Source organism: Mesorhizobium sp. LNHC229A00, assembly GCF_000502415.1.
Lineage (GTDB): Bacteria > Pseudomonadota > Alphaproteobacteria > Rhizobiales > Rhizobiaceae > Mesorhizobium.
Window position 1 is genome coordinate 168526 of the sequence record NZ_AYWQ01000004.1, and the last position, 14316, is coordinate 182841.

General features: G+C 62.2%; 15 protein-coding genes, 1 tRNA gene and 2 pseudogenes. 5 read left to right on the plus strand and 13 right to left on the minus strand.

Going from position 1 to position 14316, the window contains the following annotated elements:
* Nucleotides 1-82 precede the first annotated feature (82 nt).
* The 3 genes from X742_RS158820 to X742_RS158815 form a co-directional block, all read right to left on the minus strand.
* Entirely contained in the window at nucleotides 83-277 is a 195-nt protein-coding gene (locus X742_RS158820; protein WP_015318605.1) for a hypothetical protein, read from the minus strand.
* Nucleotides 278-317: 40 nt separating this feature from the next.
* Nucleotides 318-473, minus strand: coding sequence for a hypothetical protein (locus X742_RS1000000174780; protein ID WP_023771606.1), 156 nt, complete (start codon nucleotides 471-473; stop codon nucleotides 318-320).
* A 208-nt stretch (nucleotides 474-681) separates the two neighbouring features.
* Nucleotides 682-1023 carry a DUF2147 domain-containing protein gene (locus tag X742_RS158815; RefSeq protein WP_023771607.1) on the minus strand — a complete coding sequence of 114 codons (342 nt, stop codon included), beginning with the start codon at nucleotides 1021-1023 and terminating at the stop codon, nucleotides 682-684.
* Nucleotides 1024-1462: 439 nt separating this feature from the next.
* On the opposite strand from X742_RS158815, the gene X742_RS158810 reads away from it, so the two are divergent.
* Together X742_RS158810 and X742_RS158805 are read left to right on the plus strand one after the other, a co-directional pair.
* A complete protein-coding gene (locus X742_RS158810) occupies nucleotides 1463-1729 on the plus strand; it encodes a sel1 repeat family protein (RefSeq protein ID WP_010915070.1) in 267 nt (88 codons plus the stop codon).
* A gap of 426 nt (nucleotides 1730-2155) precedes the next feature.
* Nucleotides 2156-3277 (plus strand): branched-chain amino acid ABC transporter substrate-binding protein, encoded by a 1122-nt coding sequence (locus tag X742_RS158805; protein WP_023771608.1) that lies wholly within the window; start codon nucleotides 2156-2158, stop codon nucleotides 3275-3277.
* 77 nt (nucleotides 3278-3354) lie between these two features.
* Here the strand turns inward: X742_RS158805 and X742_RS158800 are convergent, their stop codons facing one another.
* The 8 genes and pseudogenes from X742_RS158800 to X742_RS158770 form a co-directional block, all read right to left on the minus strand.
* Nucleotides 3355-5340, minus strand: coding sequence for an acetyl/propionyl/methylcrotonyl-CoA carboxylase subunit alpha (locus tag X742_RS158800; protein WP_023771609.1), 1986 nt, complete (start codon nucleotides 5338-5340; stop codon nucleotides 3355-3357).
* 49 nt (nucleotides 5341-5389) lie between these two features.
* The gene (locus X742_RS158795; RefSeq protein WP_023771610.1) at nucleotides 5390-5764 is read right to left on the minus strand and encodes a hypothetical protein; all 375 of its coding nucleotides are present in this window, start codon (nucleotides 5762-5764) and stop codon (nucleotides 5390-5392) included.
* Nucleotides 5765-5884: 120 nt separating this feature from the next.
* Complete coding sequence (locus X742_RS158790; RefSeq protein WP_023771611.1) at nucleotides 5885-6415, minus strand: O-acetyl-ADP-ribose deacetylase; 531 nt, start codon at nucleotides 6413-6415, stop codon at nucleotides 5885-5887.
* Between the two features lies 1 nt (nucleotide 6416).
* Nucleotides 6417-8024 (minus strand): carboxyl transferase domain-containing protein, encoded by a 1608-nt coding sequence (locus X742_RS158785; protein ID WP_023771612.1) that lies wholly within the window; start codon nucleotides 8022-8024, stop codon nucleotides 6417-6419.
* A gap of 1 nt (nucleotide 8025) precedes the next feature.
* Complete coding sequence (locus tag X742_RS158780; RefSeq protein WP_023771613.1) at nucleotides 8026-9189, minus strand: isovaleryl-CoA dehydrogenase; 1164 nt, start codon at nucleotides 9187-9189, stop codon at nucleotides 8026-8028.
* Between the two features lie 14 nt (nucleotides 9190-9203).
* Nucleotides 9204-9329 (minus strand): annotated as a pseudogene (locus X742_RS1000000175635) (acyl-CoA dehydrogenase family protein); the annotation flags it as partial.
* Nucleotides 9330-9403: 74 nt separating this feature from the next.
* Complete coding sequence (locus X742_RS158775; RefSeq protein WP_023771614.1) at nucleotides 9404-10051, minus strand: TetR/AcrR family transcriptional regulator; 648 nt, start codon at nucleotides 10049-10051, stop codon at nucleotides 9404-9406.
* A gap of 60 nt (nucleotides 10052-10111) precedes the next feature.
* Nucleotides 10112-10396: an acylphosphatase gene (locus X742_RS158770; protein ID WP_023771615.1), complete on the minus strand. Its 285-nt coding sequence runs from the start codon at nucleotides 10394-10396 to the stop codon at nucleotides 10112-10114.
* Nucleotides 10397-10564: 168 nt separating this feature from the next.
* Here X742_RS158770 and X742_RS158765 point away from each other — a divergent pair, with 168 nt between their 5' ends.
* Nucleotides 10565-10843, plus strand: coding sequence for a hypothetical protein (locus X742_RS158765; protein ID WP_156939370.1), 279 nt, complete (start codon nucleotides 10565-10567; stop codon nucleotides 10841-10843).
* On the opposite strand, the gene X742_RS158760 is transcribed toward X742_RS158765, so the two are convergent.
* Complete coding sequence (locus X742_RS158760; protein ID WP_023771617.1) at nucleotides 10840-11952, minus strand: pyridoxal phosphate-dependent aminotransferase; 1113 nt, start codon at nucleotides 11950-11952, stop codon at nucleotides 10840-10842. The genes X742_RS158765 and X742_RS158760 overlap by 4 nt on opposite strands.
* Nucleotides 11953-12550: 598 nt before the next feature.
* On the opposite strand from X742_RS158760, the gene X742_RS158755 reads away from it, so the two are divergent.
* Nucleotides 12551-12641 (plus strand) — tRNA-Ser (locus tag X742_RS158755).
* A gap of 309 nt (nucleotides 12642-12950) precedes the next feature.
* A pseudogene (locus X742_RS158750) lies at nucleotides 12951-13283 on the plus strand (tyrosine-type recombinase/integrase); the annotation flags it as partial.
* 58 nt (nucleotides 13284-13341) lie between these two features.
* On the opposite strand, the gene X742_RS158745 reads toward X742_RS158750, so the two are convergent.
* A complete protein-coding gene (locus tag X742_RS158745) occupies nucleotides 13342-14229 on the minus strand; it encodes an alpha/beta hydrolase (RefSeq protein WP_023771619.1) in 888 nt (295 codons plus the stop codon).
* Between the last annotated feature and the right edge of the window lie 87 nt (nucleotides 14230-14316).

The following is a 14316-nucleotide window of genomic DNA, read 5'->3' on the forward strand; positions in this document are numbered from 1 at the left end:
TTTCCATGGCTCAATATAGAGACTTGGACGGGCGGTTGGGAGGGGGCTCGCCGCCGAAGGCGCTCAAAGCGCCCTTTTTTCTTCAACCCCGCTGCAGGCTGACCAGCAGTACGAACCCGACGCCGGACTTTCTGAGCGCCGGCGCCTCGATCGTCGAGCCGCTATCGGCGCGCATCATCGGCACCGCCAGGACCGGGGCGGCCAGCAGTATCAGGATGAGCGCCGCCCGCGGCAGGAGCCGGAGGGTCTTGGAGAGGTTGGCGGCGATGCGGTTCATGATCTCTATGCTTTTCTTTTCGAGGTCCGGGTTCTCTGTTTCAGTGACGAAAATCGGTCGGGCAGGCGAGGTGGCACATTCTGTTGGCTTCGTCCCAGGAGCGCGGGGAACGGCCCGCTTCGGCGACGAGGATGGCGAAGAACATTCCAAACAGGCTCATCAGCAGGCAGACAATGGTGAAGCGGCGAGCAAGCATTGGGTCCGTGTCTCCTTCAACACGTATGAGAATGCCCTGACGCCTCTGAACCGGCTCTGATGCCGGCGTTCATCTGCCGTTCAAATTGATTGAAGAGATGTTGACTGGGTTGCGGGCAACCAGAATGCCGACCGAGCGCTGCCTGCTCGTCGACAAAACGAAAACGGGGCCCGCCGGGCCCCGTTGGAGATCACAAGGAAATGGTCGCTTAGAGCTTGTGCCAGGTCTGGCTCTTGCAGATCAATCCGCCGAGCACGCAACCGCTCATCTTGAGCGACGCGCCCGACAAGGTTGCCTTGCCCGAATAGGTCTTGTCATTTGCCGGATCGGTGATGTTGCCGGTGTATTTGTTGTCCCCGGCCGCCTTGAGCGAGCCAATGGTCTTGCCGGCATATTTGCCTGACTTGAGCGTGATGGAGAACGAGCTGCTGCCGGAAATGGCAGCGGTGTCGCCGGCTTGCGTTTTCCAGTTGCCCTCGATCGGATCGGCCCACGCCCCTCCGCTCAGGATCAAAGTGGCCGCCAGGGCCAGGCTCACTTTTCGAAACATGTCTTACTCCCTTTGGATAGCCAGCCGGATGCTCCGCCTCGCCGGTCTGCCGCTTACGCAAACGTAAGCTAGTCCAGCTTCCGTCAAAACGAAAGCGGTGCCGCGACGGAAGGCTTTGGCATTTCGAAAGCGCCTGAATTCGCCCTGTTGGCCCGGAAATGAAAACGACCGGCGCCTCGTGTTTGTTTTCTAGGGTTAGCAGAGTGTTGACCGCGCGCTCGAAAATTTTCCTCAAATTTGGCGAAAAACAGCTGAATTGCTGGCTTCGTATCCTTAACGAATTTTCGCGTTTACCTCTTGTTTTAGCTTTGTTTTCCTCAAATTAAGCACGCCATTTAACGACGGATTCAAGCCTGAGCGGCATTCTCGAAAGCATCGAAAGAGCGGCCCGGACAAGACGAACGGAGGCAGCTCTCGGGAGCCAGACAGGGGACTAAAAATGGCACGTTTTGAAATGCTTGAAGCAGGCTTCGGCGCCATGGGGGCAACTGCCCAGGCCGACATTCTCTTCGAACTGGGCATGATGTATGCGACCGGCCGCGATTGCGAAACCGACGTCGTTGCCGCCCACAAATGGTTCAACATCGCCGCCATCAAGGGTTCGGCCCGCGCCGCCGAACTGCGCTCGGAACTCTCGGCGGCCATGTCGAAGGTCGAGATCGCCAAGGCGCTGCGCGAAGCCCGCGAATGGATGACCATGCACTGAGTTCCGCCAGACGGGGACGCTCCGGCCAAGACCGCAGAAGACGGTCGGGCCAACAGGGAAAAGGCTGCGCAGACAGCCAGGCCACGGCCATCGACAACGAGAACGCGGCACGCCGACAGGTCCAAGCCGCGCAACGAACCATGATCCCGAACACTCCGGTTTCGCAACGATCATGGTCAACAGGAAGACAGGGAAGGTGGGTTGGGTTCACAGCGCGGGGGCGCTGGGGAAACAGCCTGACAGGCAAAAAAGCCACGACCAGCCGAAACAAGGCTGGCGTGGCTTTTTTGCGTGGATGAGGCCGCGCAGGCCCAATCGAGTGGCGCCAATGCGCCTAGACAGGTCCGATGAAGGATGAAATTGTCCCGCCTCTCTGGAAGAAGCGCGGCCGGGGCGGCCGCGCGCGAGTGGAGGAGTTCTATTATCATGAAAAAAATGAGTGTTTTGAGCGCGGCCATTTTCGGCCTGATGATGAGCGCGCCGATCGCGTTCGCCGATGACATCACCATCTCGGTGGTCGGCCCGATGACGGGACAGCTCGCCACCATCGGCGATCAGTTCAAGCAGGGCGCACAGGCCGCCGCCGCCGCCATCAACGCGGCTGGCGGCGTCAACGGTTCCCAGATCAAGCTCGACATCGAGGACGACCAATGCGATCCCAAGCAGGCGGTGTCGGTCGCCAATCGCATCGTCGCCAACAGCGTCAAGTTCATCGACGGGCATGCCTGCTCGGGTTCGAGCATTCCGGCCTCGGCGGTCTATGCCGAAGCCGGCGCGCTGATGATGAGCCCGGCTTCCTCGAACCCGGTGCTGACCGATGCGGCCGCCAAGTCCGGCTGGTCCACGATCATGCGTCTCTATACGCGTGACGACGCACAGGGCGCCTTCATCGGCCCGTGGATCGCCAAGAAATACGCCGGCAAGAACGTCGTCATCCTGCACGACAAGAGCGCTTACGGTCAGGGCGTGGCTGATGCCGTCAAGGCAACCATGAATACCGGTGGCCTCAAGGAGGTCTATTATGACGCCATCAACCCGGGCGAGAAGGACTATTCGGCGCTTGTCACCAAGCTGAAGGGTCTCAAGGCCGACGTCGTCTATTTCGGCGGCTACCACCCTGAGGCGGGTCTGATCCTGCGCCAGTCGGCCGAACAGAATTTCAAATTCCAGCTGATCATGCCGGATTCCATCGCCTCGCCGGAGTTCTGGCAGGTTGCCGGCCCGGCCGGCGAGGGCACGATGTTCGTGTTCCCGTCGGATCCTCAGGCAAAGCCGGAAGCCAAGGCAGCCGTCGAGAAGATCAAGGCCGGCGGCTTCGTGCCGGAAGGCTTCACGCTGTTCTCCTATGCGGTGGTCCAGGCATTCGCCGAAGGCATCAAGCGTGCCGGCAGCGACGATCCGGCCAAGGTTGCCGAGGCGCTGAAGAATGGCACGGCGATCAGCACGGTTGTCGGCGACGTCACCTTCGACGAGAAGGGCGACCTCAAGAATGCCAGCTACGACATCAACCAGTGGCATGACGGCAAGTACGCGCCGATCGCGCAGTAATCGCCCTGGCAGTCGAGTAAACGGAATGGCCGGGTTCGTCCCGGCCATTTCCTTTTGCGATACGCGGTGCGCTCCTTCTATCCGCCGGCAGCCGCGGTGGATGCGCTCTGGTCCTCGACGAACCGCACCAGCACCGTGCCGTCGGTGACCTGCGCTCCTTCACCGGCGATCTCGGCGATCACCCCATCATGCGGGGCGGCGATGATGTGCTCCATCTTCATCGCCTCGAGGATCAGCAGAGGTTGCCCTTTGATCACAGCGTCGCCTTTCGCCACGCGCACAAGCTTGACCAGACCTGGCATCGGCGCGCGCAGGCTGCCGGTGGCGGCGGCCGCTTCATCGCTCCTGGCCAAGGGATCCGGCACCGCGAAAGTATAGCCGACGGCGCCTTCGAACACCGTGATGTGGCCAGGCCAGCGGGCGAGGCGGGGAACGGCGCGAAGATCATGCGAATTGGTGCTGTCATAAGGCGCATCGAGCGCCACCTGGAAGCGCCCGTCCGATCGCACTGAAATCCTCGCCTGAATGGCTTCGTCACCGAACTTCAGCCGCATGCGCCGCGCCACGCCGTGGAAATGCGCATAGCCGGCGAGTGACGACCATGGGTCGTTCGACGACGGCAACGCTCCGGCACCCGAGGCCGCCATGGCGGCAGCCGAGATGATTTCGCCGGTCGGCGGCGCGACCGCCGTCAACGCCTCCCGGTGTCTGCCGATCAGGCCGGTATCGATGTCTTCAGCAACAAAATCCGGATCGGCGGCAAGAGCGGCAAGAAAAGCGGTGTTGGCGGTGGAGCCGGCAATCTCGGTTTGTGCGAGCGCGGTGCGGAGCGCTTCCAGCCCCGCCAGTCTGTCTCCGGCATGAACGACCAGCTTCGCGATCATCGGGTCGTAATAGGGCGAGATGGCATCGCCAGCCCGCACGCCGGTCTCGATGCGCATCGCGGCGCCTTCGGGGGCAACGTCCGGAAATTTAAGGTGGTGCAGCGTGCCTGTCGCCGGTAGAAACCCCTTGGCCGCATCCTCGGCATAGATGCGCGCCTCGAAAGCATGGCCGGAAAGCGTGATCTCGCTCTGTGTCTTCGGCAGTTTCTCGCCGCAGGCGACCCGTAACTGCCACTCGACGAGATCGGTGCCGGTGACCATCTCGGTGACCGGATGCTCGACCTGCAGCCGGGTGTTCATTTCCATGAACCAGAAGCGGTCGGCCTCGAGGCCTTGCGAGGCGTCGACGATGAACTCGATGGTGCCGGCGCCGGAATAGTTGATTGACTTGGCGGCTTTTACCGCCGCCTCGGTCATTGCCTTGCGCAAAGCCGGCGTCATACCGGGGGCGGGGGCCTCCTCGATTACCTTCTGGTGGCGGCGTTGCGCCGAACAGTCGCGCTCGTAGAGATGCACCGCATTGCCGAAATTGTCGCCGAACACCTGCACCTCGATATGCCGCGGCTTGTCGACATATTTCTCGACCAGCACGCGGTCGTCGCCGAAAGCGGCCTTTGCTTCGCGCCGGGCGCTGGAGAGTGCCTCGGAAAAGTCATCGGGGTGCTCGACGCGGCGCATGCCCTTGCCGCCGCCGCCAGCGCGCGCCTTGATCAGGACGGGATAGCCGATCTCGCGGGCCTTTGACGCAAGCAGCACGATTTCCTGCGCCTCGCCATGATAGCCGGGAACGACCGGAACGCCGGCTTTTTCCATCAGCCGCTTGGCGGCGTCCTTCAACCCCATGGCGCGGATCGAGGCCGCCGACGGGCCGATGAAAACGAGGCCGGCCGCCACCACCTGGTCGACGAAATCGGGGTTTTCCGACAGGAAGCCGTAACCGGGATGGATAGCCTGGGCACCCGTGGCCAGGGCCGCGGCGACAATCCTGTCACCACGCAGATAGCTCTCGCCGACAGGCGAAGGACCGATATGGACCGCCTCGTCGGCCATCTCGACATGCAGGGATCTCGCGTCGGCATCCGAATAGACGGCGACAGTGTGCACGCCGAGCTTGCGAGCCGTGCGGATGACGCGGCAAGCGATCTCGCCCCGATTGGCGATCAGGATTTTCGTGAACATGGAGCCTCCCGGGTCAGTATCGGGCGGCGCCGTTTTGGCAGGCACCGGCCTATTTCGAAGCGGCGATCTCGCAGGCGCCGCCGGTGGTTACCTTGTAGTGCGTGCGCGTGGCCAGACAGGATTTCATAGCCAGTTCTTCCGCTGCCTTCTGTGACGGCGCGTTCAGATGCCCGCCGCAGATTATGTATGATGACATGATCCGGGCATAGGGCGTGGTGGCGTAGGCCGAATGGCCGCCGGCCGCCACATACGCCTTGTAGGCCTTGGTACATGGATCTTTCGAGTTTCGTGGCAAATAGGGCGGGAAACGTTTGTCTCCCTCGCTTCCCGTCAGCGATCCGGCCACGCCCAAACCGTACGAGGCGGCTAGCAGCAATGCCGAAAGTGTTAAAGTAGACACATTCCGTGAATATTTCTGTTTCATTCTCACCCCATCCCAACTGCAAAGTGCAGGAGGAGCGATAGCGAATATTCTCCGGCGCCGCCAGAGCCGCGGGATGAGCTCGCGATTTCGTGAGCGAACGAAGGGCCGGGTCTATAAAATTCAATATTCACCCAATATCGCAAGATGCCGTCGGTATAGTTTTGCCATGGCTTCGTCGAAGCAGCAGAGCACAACGATTTCGGGAAGCATGTTGTGCTTGATGAAGTCATTGACCTCATAAACGGCGACTTTGGCCGCGTCATCTTTCGGATAGCGGTATACACCGGTCGAGATGGCTGGGAACGCAACCGAGCGGCAATCATTGGCGACGGCTAGTTCAAGCGAACGCCGGTAACAGGACGCCAGCAGCTCGGCTTCGCCCTTGCCACCGCCCTGCCAGACGGGCCCGACAGTATGGATGACATGTCGAGCCGGCAGCTTGTAACCCTTGGTTATCTTGGCATCGCCGACTTTGCAGCCATTCAGCATCCGGCATTCGAATTCAAGCTCGCGGCCTGCCGCGCGATGAATGGCGCCGTCGACGCCGCCGCCACCAAGAAGCGAAGTGTTCGCGGCATTGACGATGGCGTCTACGTCGAGCTTCGTGATGTCCCCGGTGTGGACTTGGATCCTGTCTTGGGCCTTGCTCATCTCACATCCTGAACACGCCGAAGCGTGTCTCCTCGATCTCGGCGTTGAGCGCGGCGGACAGGCTGAGCGCCAGCACCTCGCGTGTCCTGGCCGGATCGATGATGCCGTCATCCCAGAGCCTTGCCGAGGAATAGAGCGGATGGCCTTCATGCTCGTACTTCATCAGGATCGGCTTCTTGAATTTCGCCTCCTCCTCGGCGCTCCATTCCCCGCCCTTGCGCTCGATGCCTTCCCGCTTGACCATGGCCAGCACCGTCGCCGCCTGCTCGCCGCCCATCACCGAGATGCGCGCGTTCGGCCACATCCACAGGAAGCGCGGTGAGTAGGCGCGGCCGCACATGCCGTAATTGCCGGCGCCGAACGAACCGCCGATGATGACGGTCACCTTTGGCACCTTGGCGGTCGCCACTGCCATCACCAGCTTGGCGCCGTCCTTGGCGATGCCGCCCGCCTCGTATCTCCGGCCGACCATGAAGCCGGTGATGTTCTGCAGGAAAACCAGCGGAATCTTGCGCTGACAGCACAATTCGATGAAGTGCGCGCCCTTCAGCGCGCTTTCGGAAAACAGCACTCCATTGTTGGCTATGACGCCGACCGGCATGCCATGGAGGTGGGCGAAACCGGTGATCAGAGTGGCGCCGTAGTTCTGCTTGAACTCATCGAATTCGGAGCCGTCGACGATGCGCGCGATCACCTCGCGCACGTCATAGGGCTGGCGCAAGTCGGTCGGAACAATGCCGTAGAGTTCGTCCGCTGGATGAAGCGGCGGAATCGGTTTCTGCAAATTGAGGCTTACAGCCTTGTTCCGATTCAGGTTCCTGACGATGCGCCGGCAAATGGCGAGCGCATGCTCGTCGTCCAGCGCGTAGTGATCGGCGACGCCGGAAAACCTGGTGTGTACATCCGCGCCGCCCAATTCCTCGGCGCTGACGTCTTCGCCGGTGGCCGCCTTCACCAGCGGCGGTCCGCCGAGGAAGATGGTCGCCTGGTTGCGCACCATGATCGTCTCGTCCGACATCGCCGGCACATAGGCGCCGCCAGCGGTGCAGGAGCCCATGACGCAGGCGATCTGCGGAACGCCGGCAGCCGACATGTTGGCCTGGTTGTAGAAGATGCGGCCGAAATGCTCGCGATCGGGAAAGACCTCGTCCTGGTTGGGCAGATTGGCGCCGCCGCTGTCGACCAGATAGACGCATGGCAAATTGTTCTGCAGCGCGATCTCCTGCGCGCGCAAATGCTTCTTCACCGTCAGCGGATAGTAGGTGCCGCCCTTCACCGTGGCGTCGTTGACAACGACCATCACCTCGGTGCCCTCGACGCGGCCGATGCCGGCGATCAGGCCGGCCGACGCAATCTCCTCGCCATACATGGACCAGGCCGCGAACTGGCCGATCTCGAGGAAGGGCGAGCCGGTGTCCAGCAATTGCGCCAGGCGTTCGCGCGGCAGCAGCTTGCCACGCGAAACATGGCGCTCGCGCGCCTCTTCCGAACCGCCGCGCTCGACAGTCGTGGCCTTTTCGGCGATGTCGGCGACCAGAGCCCGCATGCGTTCGGCATTGGCGCGGAAGGTATCGGAGGAGGGCGAGATCTTGGTCTGGAAGACGGCCATGCTACACCCCCTCCGTCATGATCTCGCGCCCGATCAGCCAGCGACGGATCTCGCTGGTGCCGGCGCCGATCTCGTAGAGCTTTGCGTCGCGCAAAAGCCGGCCGGTCGGATAGTCGTTAATATAGCCGTTGCCGCCAAGCAGCTGGATGGCGTCGAGTGCCATCTGCGTCGCTTTCTCGGCGGCGAACAGCACGCAGCCGGCTGCATCCTTGCGGCTGGTCTGGCCGCGGTCGCAGGCGGCGGCGACGGCGTATACGTAGGCACGCGCGGCGTTCATCGCCGTATACATATCGGCAAGCTTGCCTTGCACCAGCTGGAATTCCCCGATCGGCTGGCCGAACTGCTTGCGCTCGTGAACATAGGGGATCGCTACGTCGAGGCAGGCCGCCATCAGGCCGATCGGGCCGCCGGCAAGCACGGTGCGCTCATAGTCGAGGCCGGACATCAGCACCTCGACGCCGCGTCCTTCCTCGTGCAGCACATTGTCGAACGGCACCTCGACGTCCGAAAAGACCAGTTCGCCGGTGTTGGACCCCCGCATGCCGAGCTTGTCGAGTTTCTGCGCCACCGAAAACCCCGGCATCGCCTTTTCGACGATGAAGGCGGTGATGCCGCGAGATTTCCGGTCCGGGTCGGTTTTGGCGTAGACGACCAGCGTTTCGGCATCCGGGCCGTTGGTGATCCACATCTTGGTGCCGTTGAGCACGTAGCGGTCATTGCGCTTTTCGGCGCTCAACTTGAGTGACACCACGTCGGAGCCGGCGCCGGGTTCCGACATGGCCAGCGCGCCGACGTGCTCGCCCGAACATAGCGGCGGCAGGTATTTTTCCTTCTGTGCCGGCGTTGCCCAGCGGTTGATCTGGTTGACGCAGAGATTCGAGTGGGCGCCGTAGGAAAGGCCGACCGATGCCGAGGCACGCGAAATCTCCTCGACCGCGATCACGTGGGCGAGATAGCCCATGCCGCTGCCGCCGAAATCGGGATCGGCGGTTATGCCGAGCAGGCCAAGAGCGCCGAGTTCTCCCCATAGATGCGCCGGGAATTCGTTCTCGCGATCGATGTCGGCGGCTATCGGCGCGATTCTGTCCTGGGCGAAGCGCCGCACAAGATCGCGCAGCGCCTCGATGTCCTCGTCATGCCCGAAGCTGAGCGTGTTCGTGTACATGTCGTTCCTCCTGNGAATTCGTTCTCGCGATCGATGTCGGCGGCTATCGGCGCGATTCTGTCCTGGGCGAAGCGCCGCACAAGGTCGCGCAGCGCCTCGATGTCCTCGTCATGCCCGAAGCTGAGCGTGTTCGTGTACATGTCGTTCCTCCTGCCGCATGCCTCTCGAAAGCCGACTTCGATTTTCGGAAAGGATCCCGCGCGAAATCAAAATGCTACAGCATCCTTTGCACATCCGAAGGGACGCGCGACGCTGTAGTATCGGTAGCCATCTTCGCGCCGACCAGGCGCATTGTCATCGAAAGGTATGTCTGCGTGACCTCGGCGATCGACAATCGCTCGCCCGGCCGGAACCAGACGATGACGCCGGTCATCATCTGGATCAGAGCCATGGCCGTCAGGCCGGTGTCCTCGATGCTGAAAATACCCGCCTCGGCGCCATCGCGCAGGATCGAACGAAGTTCCTTTTCGTAGGCCGTGCGCATGCGCAGGATCTGTGTAAGCCTGTCGGGCGACAGGCTGCGCAATTCCATGTTCGACACATGCGTGGCATGGCGGCGCTCGATATGAAAGGCGATGTGGTTGCGCACATAGGCGGCAAGCTGCCGCGCCGGATCCGCGCCAGCCGGCCTGGAGTGCTCCCAGGCTTCGCGAAGCCCTTGCATATGTTCGCGCATCAGCGTGAACAGCAGGCCTTCCTTGGTCGGGAAATAGCGGTAGAGCGCGGCGGCCTGCACGCCGACCTCGGCGGCCAGCTGGCGCATCGACATTGCTTCATAGCCGTAACGCGCAATCAGGGTGACCGCCGCTTCGCGGATAGCCGCCTCGGTTCGGCCGCCGTCTGATCCCGTGGTGCGTGCCATTGTCACCTCACTGAACGTAATAAAACGAACGTTCAATTAATTCAAGTGGCGGAAATCGGTCTATGCTATGATTCTGAAGTCTCCAGGGGTGGTCCAGGTCTCCAATTCGTCCACATCGATCCACGAGACAGATGCGCACGGCGGGCCTTGCCGCAGCCGTTCAATCATGGCCGCAATCGCCGCGTCGCCGCCGGTGAGCCATGCCGTCACCGAGCCGTCTCTTTCGTTGCGCACCCAGCCCAATAGCCCGAGCCTTGTCGCTTCACCGCGTGCCCACGCCCTGTAGCCGACCCCTTGGACCGTGCCGAATATGTGCGCCTGCACTGCCCTTTTCCGGTCATTCATGGCTCGCTCCGTTGCATTGAGTCTGGCGCGGCATCGAACGAAGGCAACGGCTTGACAGAGTGACCGCGATGAAATCGACCGGCTTCCGTCTATTTTTGGTCGAGGCGCGGGTGCTGTTCAAGCTCGGCCGTCGCTCCTGCCATGGCGCCAATCGCCCGGGACCTCCAGGTGGAAGCCGCCTATGTTGCGAGAATCATCCGCACATTTTCTGCCGCCGGCCTGACCGAGATGTGCACCGGTCCCGCGCCACTCCGGCCGCGCGTTCTTTCGCCCACCGCGCGCGGCCAGGCCGCGCTTGCGGCACTTGATGCGGCCACGGATCGTGATCTCGCCCGCCTGACCGCTGACTTGAATGACAGGGAAGCCGCGGAATTTTCGGATGTGCTGGCGCGTGCCGCGCATCTGCTCGGCGCCGCGATGGCTCCCGAACGCCGCGGAGTGCCCTAGTTTCCGCGCGCCGCTGCCAAGGCGCCAGGCAATTCCTCGGCGAAGATGTCCAGTTCGTGGACGAGACCGACACTGACCCGGATGCAGCGGTCGAGCCGTGGCGCCATCGGCTTGCGGATGAAGACGTCGCGCGACAACAGCCCCTGCAGCACTTTCAGGGCGAAAGCACCGTCATGGCCGCAGTCGATGGTGACGAAATTGGTCGCCGAGGCCAGCGGCTTCAACCCGTTCTGTTCGGCGATGTCAGCAATGCGCCGACGTCCGGCGGCGACCCGGGCCACCACCGTCTCGAGATAGGCTTGGTCGGCGAGCGCCTCGACGCCGGCGATCTGCGCCATGCGGCTGACACCATAGTGGTTGCGGATCTTCTCGAAATCGCTGATCACTTGCGTCTCCGCGACGGCATAGCCGCAGCGTATGCCGGCAAGTCCATAGGCCTTCGAAAAGGTTCGCATGCGGATGACGTTCGGCCGCGAGATGTCGATCGGCGGCAGGGCCGAGGCTGGTCCCAATTCGCCATAAGCCTCGTCGAGCACCAGCATGGTGGTTTCCGGCAAGGCTTCGATGAAGCGGATGACCTCGTCGGCTTCCCACCAACTGCCCATCGGATTGTCCGGGTTGGACAGATAGACCAGCGGCGCCTTCTCCCTAACGACTGCCGCGAGCAGACTGTCCAGGCTTTCCCTGTCATTCTCGTAAGGGACGGTCACCAGCCGGCCGCCGACACCGGCAATGTGGAAGTTGAAGGTTGGATAGGCGCCGAGCGAGGTGACCACGGCATCGCCGGGCGCCACATACATGCGCGCCACCAGGCTGAGCAGACCGTCAATGCCTTCGCCGACCACGACGTTCTCGACAGCCACATTGTGATGCTCGGCGACCGCGACCTTCAGATCGTAATTGTCCGGGTCGCAATACATCCACTGGTCGCGCGCGACACTCTCCATGCGGGCGATGACGCGCGGCGAAGGACCAAAGCTGCTCTCATTGGCGCCGATGCGGGCACGGAAAGCGCGCCGGCGCTCACGCTCCTGCGCTTCGGGACCGACAAACGGCACGGTCGACGGAAGCGCGGCGATGAGTGGTGAGAGGGCAGGGCGTTGAGGCATGTCCGGAAGCTCGCTTGGAAGGGGGCTTCTTGCTAACGTGCGCCACCGGTCGGTGCAAGCTGCGCGATAGAGCATCGCTATAAATACAAAAAGCCCGGCGGTTGCCCGCCGGGTTTCGATTTCAACAAGCCGAAATGTCTTAGAACGAGCACTGGAAGCGGAGAATGCCGCCGATATTGCTCTTCTTCTCGGCGCCGTCCCAGGCCCGCGTCAGATCATCGCTAACGACGTTCTGATAGTCGACCTCGGCCGTGACCGTAAAGCCGGGAACAACGTCATGAGCCGGTGGCGTTCAACCACGATGGTACCGGCGAAAGGGCTGTCAGGCTGCCATCCCCCAGCGTTGTTGCGCAAATGACACCAATTTGGCCTCACTCAGAAAGCTCTCGTTAACCATCGGACCCGCCGCAACCGGCTTTCCAACCGAATCCGACGAACCGGCCCGCGGAATCAAGAGAAGGTCGCCAGTCAGTCGCCAGCGATTTGCCGCATAACCGCCGCATAGGGGACGCCTCTGGGCCGGCGCGCTGTTATTTTTCCATATAATGGCGCAGGCTTGTTGATTGTGCCGGCGCTTTTCTTTATCCAGCGGCGCAACGGAGAGGTGGCCGAGTGGTCGAAGGCGCTCCCCTGCTAAGGGAGTAGAGGTCAAAAGCTTCTCGTGGGTTCGAATCCCATCCTCTCCGCCACCCTACGCCCTGCGGAGTTCTGCAGACCGAGCCTCGCTAACCGGCCCCCAGATCATCTGTCCGGAATAAAAAAGAAAACGGCTCGTCTGGCTGCTTTTCGTCGGCCTTCGCTCACGATTCTGACTGGAGGTCAGAAGATGAACATCAAGAGCCTTCTTCTCGGCTCCGCTGCGGCCCTGATCGCGGTTTCCGGTGCGCACCCGACGCAACGCGACCATCAATCGAAAGATGGCCGCTCTCAGCAAACTGCTGCGCAAGGCTTACAAGATGGGAGATATTCCACAGCCTGCCCGAGTTTCGCCGCCAGAAGGTGCCGACGACCAGGTCGTGCCGCACATCCTGGGCCACACCTGCGCTTCGCGTCTTGTCCAGGGCGGCATCGACATCCGCAGCGTGCAGATGTGGCTTGGCCACCAGCCCTTGTCGATGACCATGCGCTACGCGCATTCGGCCACCAATGATCTCGATGGCTGCGTTGTCGTGCTGGAGAAGCCTCGCGGCGAGCAAGCGGCCGGCAGCGCGGAAAGCTCGCTGTTTTCGTCGCCGGTGACGACGCCGTCGGCGAAGCGGAAGCAGACGGATGAGGGCGCTTCGGCGAAGGCGCAGCCAAAAGCGACCCGCAAAAGCTCTAAGGCCAATTAGTTCCGACAGTTTGCCTTTGCTGCCGTAACAGCCCCGGGATCTGATCTGGTCTTGGGGCTTATTGCCTCTCGGCGCGATCGAGAAAAGCAGCAACGGTGCTGGGCAGGCTGCCGGTCTCGAGGAAAGGCGCGTGGCCTTGGCCCTCGACCGTGATCGCTTCGAGTTTGGGGTGGCGCTTCTTCATTTCTTCAAGCGTCTCGACGGACAAAAGTCTGGAGTTGGCGCCGCGTATGACAAGCATAGGCATGGCGGCCAGCGCCTCGAACTGCCTCCACAGATCCGGCAGTTTCTTGCTGAGGTCGAGGACGGCCAGCGTTTCAACCAGCCTCGGGTCGAAATCCGGCATCAGCCCCTGATCCGTCTCGCGATAGAGCGCTGACGCCATCCGCTCCCAATCCGCCGAAGCGAGGGCGGGAAAGTCGCCGCCATGGGTGTCGCGCTGGGCGTTGACAGTCTCGGCACGACTCTTCGGTTTTGGCACGGGATCGAGATAGGTGCGGATGTGGGCAAGGCCGGCGGGTTCGATCACTGGCCCAATGTCGTTGAGCACGATGGCTTTCAGCGCCGCCGGCTGCATCGCGCCAAGCACATGGATGATCAGCCCGCCGCGCGAGGTGCCGATGAAGTCCGCCTGTTGGATGCCGAGCGCCGTCAGCCCGGCAAGGATGTCCCCCGCCTCGACGCCGACATTATAGTGACTGACATCGGGATCGTAGGCCGACTGCCCGCGTCCGCGGTAGTCGAAGGCGATGACCTTGCGCGCTAGGGCGGATCGCGTTGAGAGATAGAGCGCCAGCCCGTGAAAATCCCGCGCATTACGTGTCAGGCCAGGCAAGCAGACGACCGGCCAATGAGCGGAATTCGCTTCGCCATAGACGCGCGCGTGAAGTCTCAGCCCATCTGGCGCGGCATAGAAGAAGTCGGAGAAACCTGGGTTGCTCGACACGGGACGGGCTCCTTAGCCGAAGGATCGTCCACGTCTGCTATAGGCGGAGCGCGGGAGGGTCAAATGGGAAAGGCTCCTCCTTGTCGT

Bases quoted from the DNA above. Each gene is read 5' to 3' on its own strand.
- X742_RS158820 (WP_015318605.1), bottom strand. From the start codon at position 277: ATGAACCGCATCGCCGCCAACCTCTCCAAGACCCTCCGGCTCCTGCCG.
- X742_RS1000000174780 (WP_023771606.1), bottom strand. From the start codon at position 473: ATGCTTGCTCGCCGCTTCACCATTGTCTGCCTGCTGATGAGCCTGTTT.
- X742_RS158815 (WP_023771607.1), bottom strand. From the start codon at position 1,023: ATGTTTCGAAAAGTGAGCCTGGCCCTGGCGGCCACTTTGATCCTGAGC.
- X742_RS158810 (WP_010915070.1), top strand. From the start codon at position 1,463: ATGGCACGTTTTGAAATGCTTGAAGCAGGCTTCGGCGCCATGGGGGCA.
- X742_RS158805 (WP_023771608.1), top strand. From the start codon at position 2,156: ATGAAAAAAATGAGTGTTTTGAGCGCGGCCATTTTCGGCCTGATGATG.
- X742_RS158800 (WP_023771609.1), bottom strand. From the start codon at position 5,340: ATGTTCACGAAAATCCTGATCGCCAATCGGGGCGAGATCGCTTGCCGC.
- X742_RS158795 (WP_023771610.1), bottom strand. From the start codon at position 5,764: ATGAAACAGAAATATTCACGGAATGTGTCTACTTTAACACTTTCGGCA.
- X742_RS158790 (WP_023771611.1), bottom strand. From the start codon at position 6,415: ATGAGCAAGGCCCAAGACAGGATCCAAGTCCACACCGGGGACATCACG.
- X742_RS158785 (WP_023771612.1), bottom strand. From the start codon at position 8,024: ATGGCCGTCTTCCAGACCAAGATCTCGCCCTCCTCCGATACCTTCCGC.
- X742_RS158780 (WP_023771613.1), bottom strand. From the start codon at position 9,189: ATGTACACGAACACGCTCAGCTTCGGGCATGACGAGGACATCGAGGCG.
- X742_RS158775 (WP_023771614.1), bottom strand. From the start codon at position 10,051: ATGGCACGCACCACGGGATCAGACGGCGGCCGAACCGAGGCGGCTATC.
- X742_RS158770 (WP_023771615.1), bottom strand. From the start codon at position 10,396: ATGAATGACCGGAAAAGGGCAGTGCAGGCGCACATATTCGGCACGGTC.
- X742_RS158760 (WP_023771617.1), bottom strand. From the start codon at position 11,952: ATGCCTCAACGCCCTGCCCTCTCACCACTCATCGCCGCGCTTCCGTCG.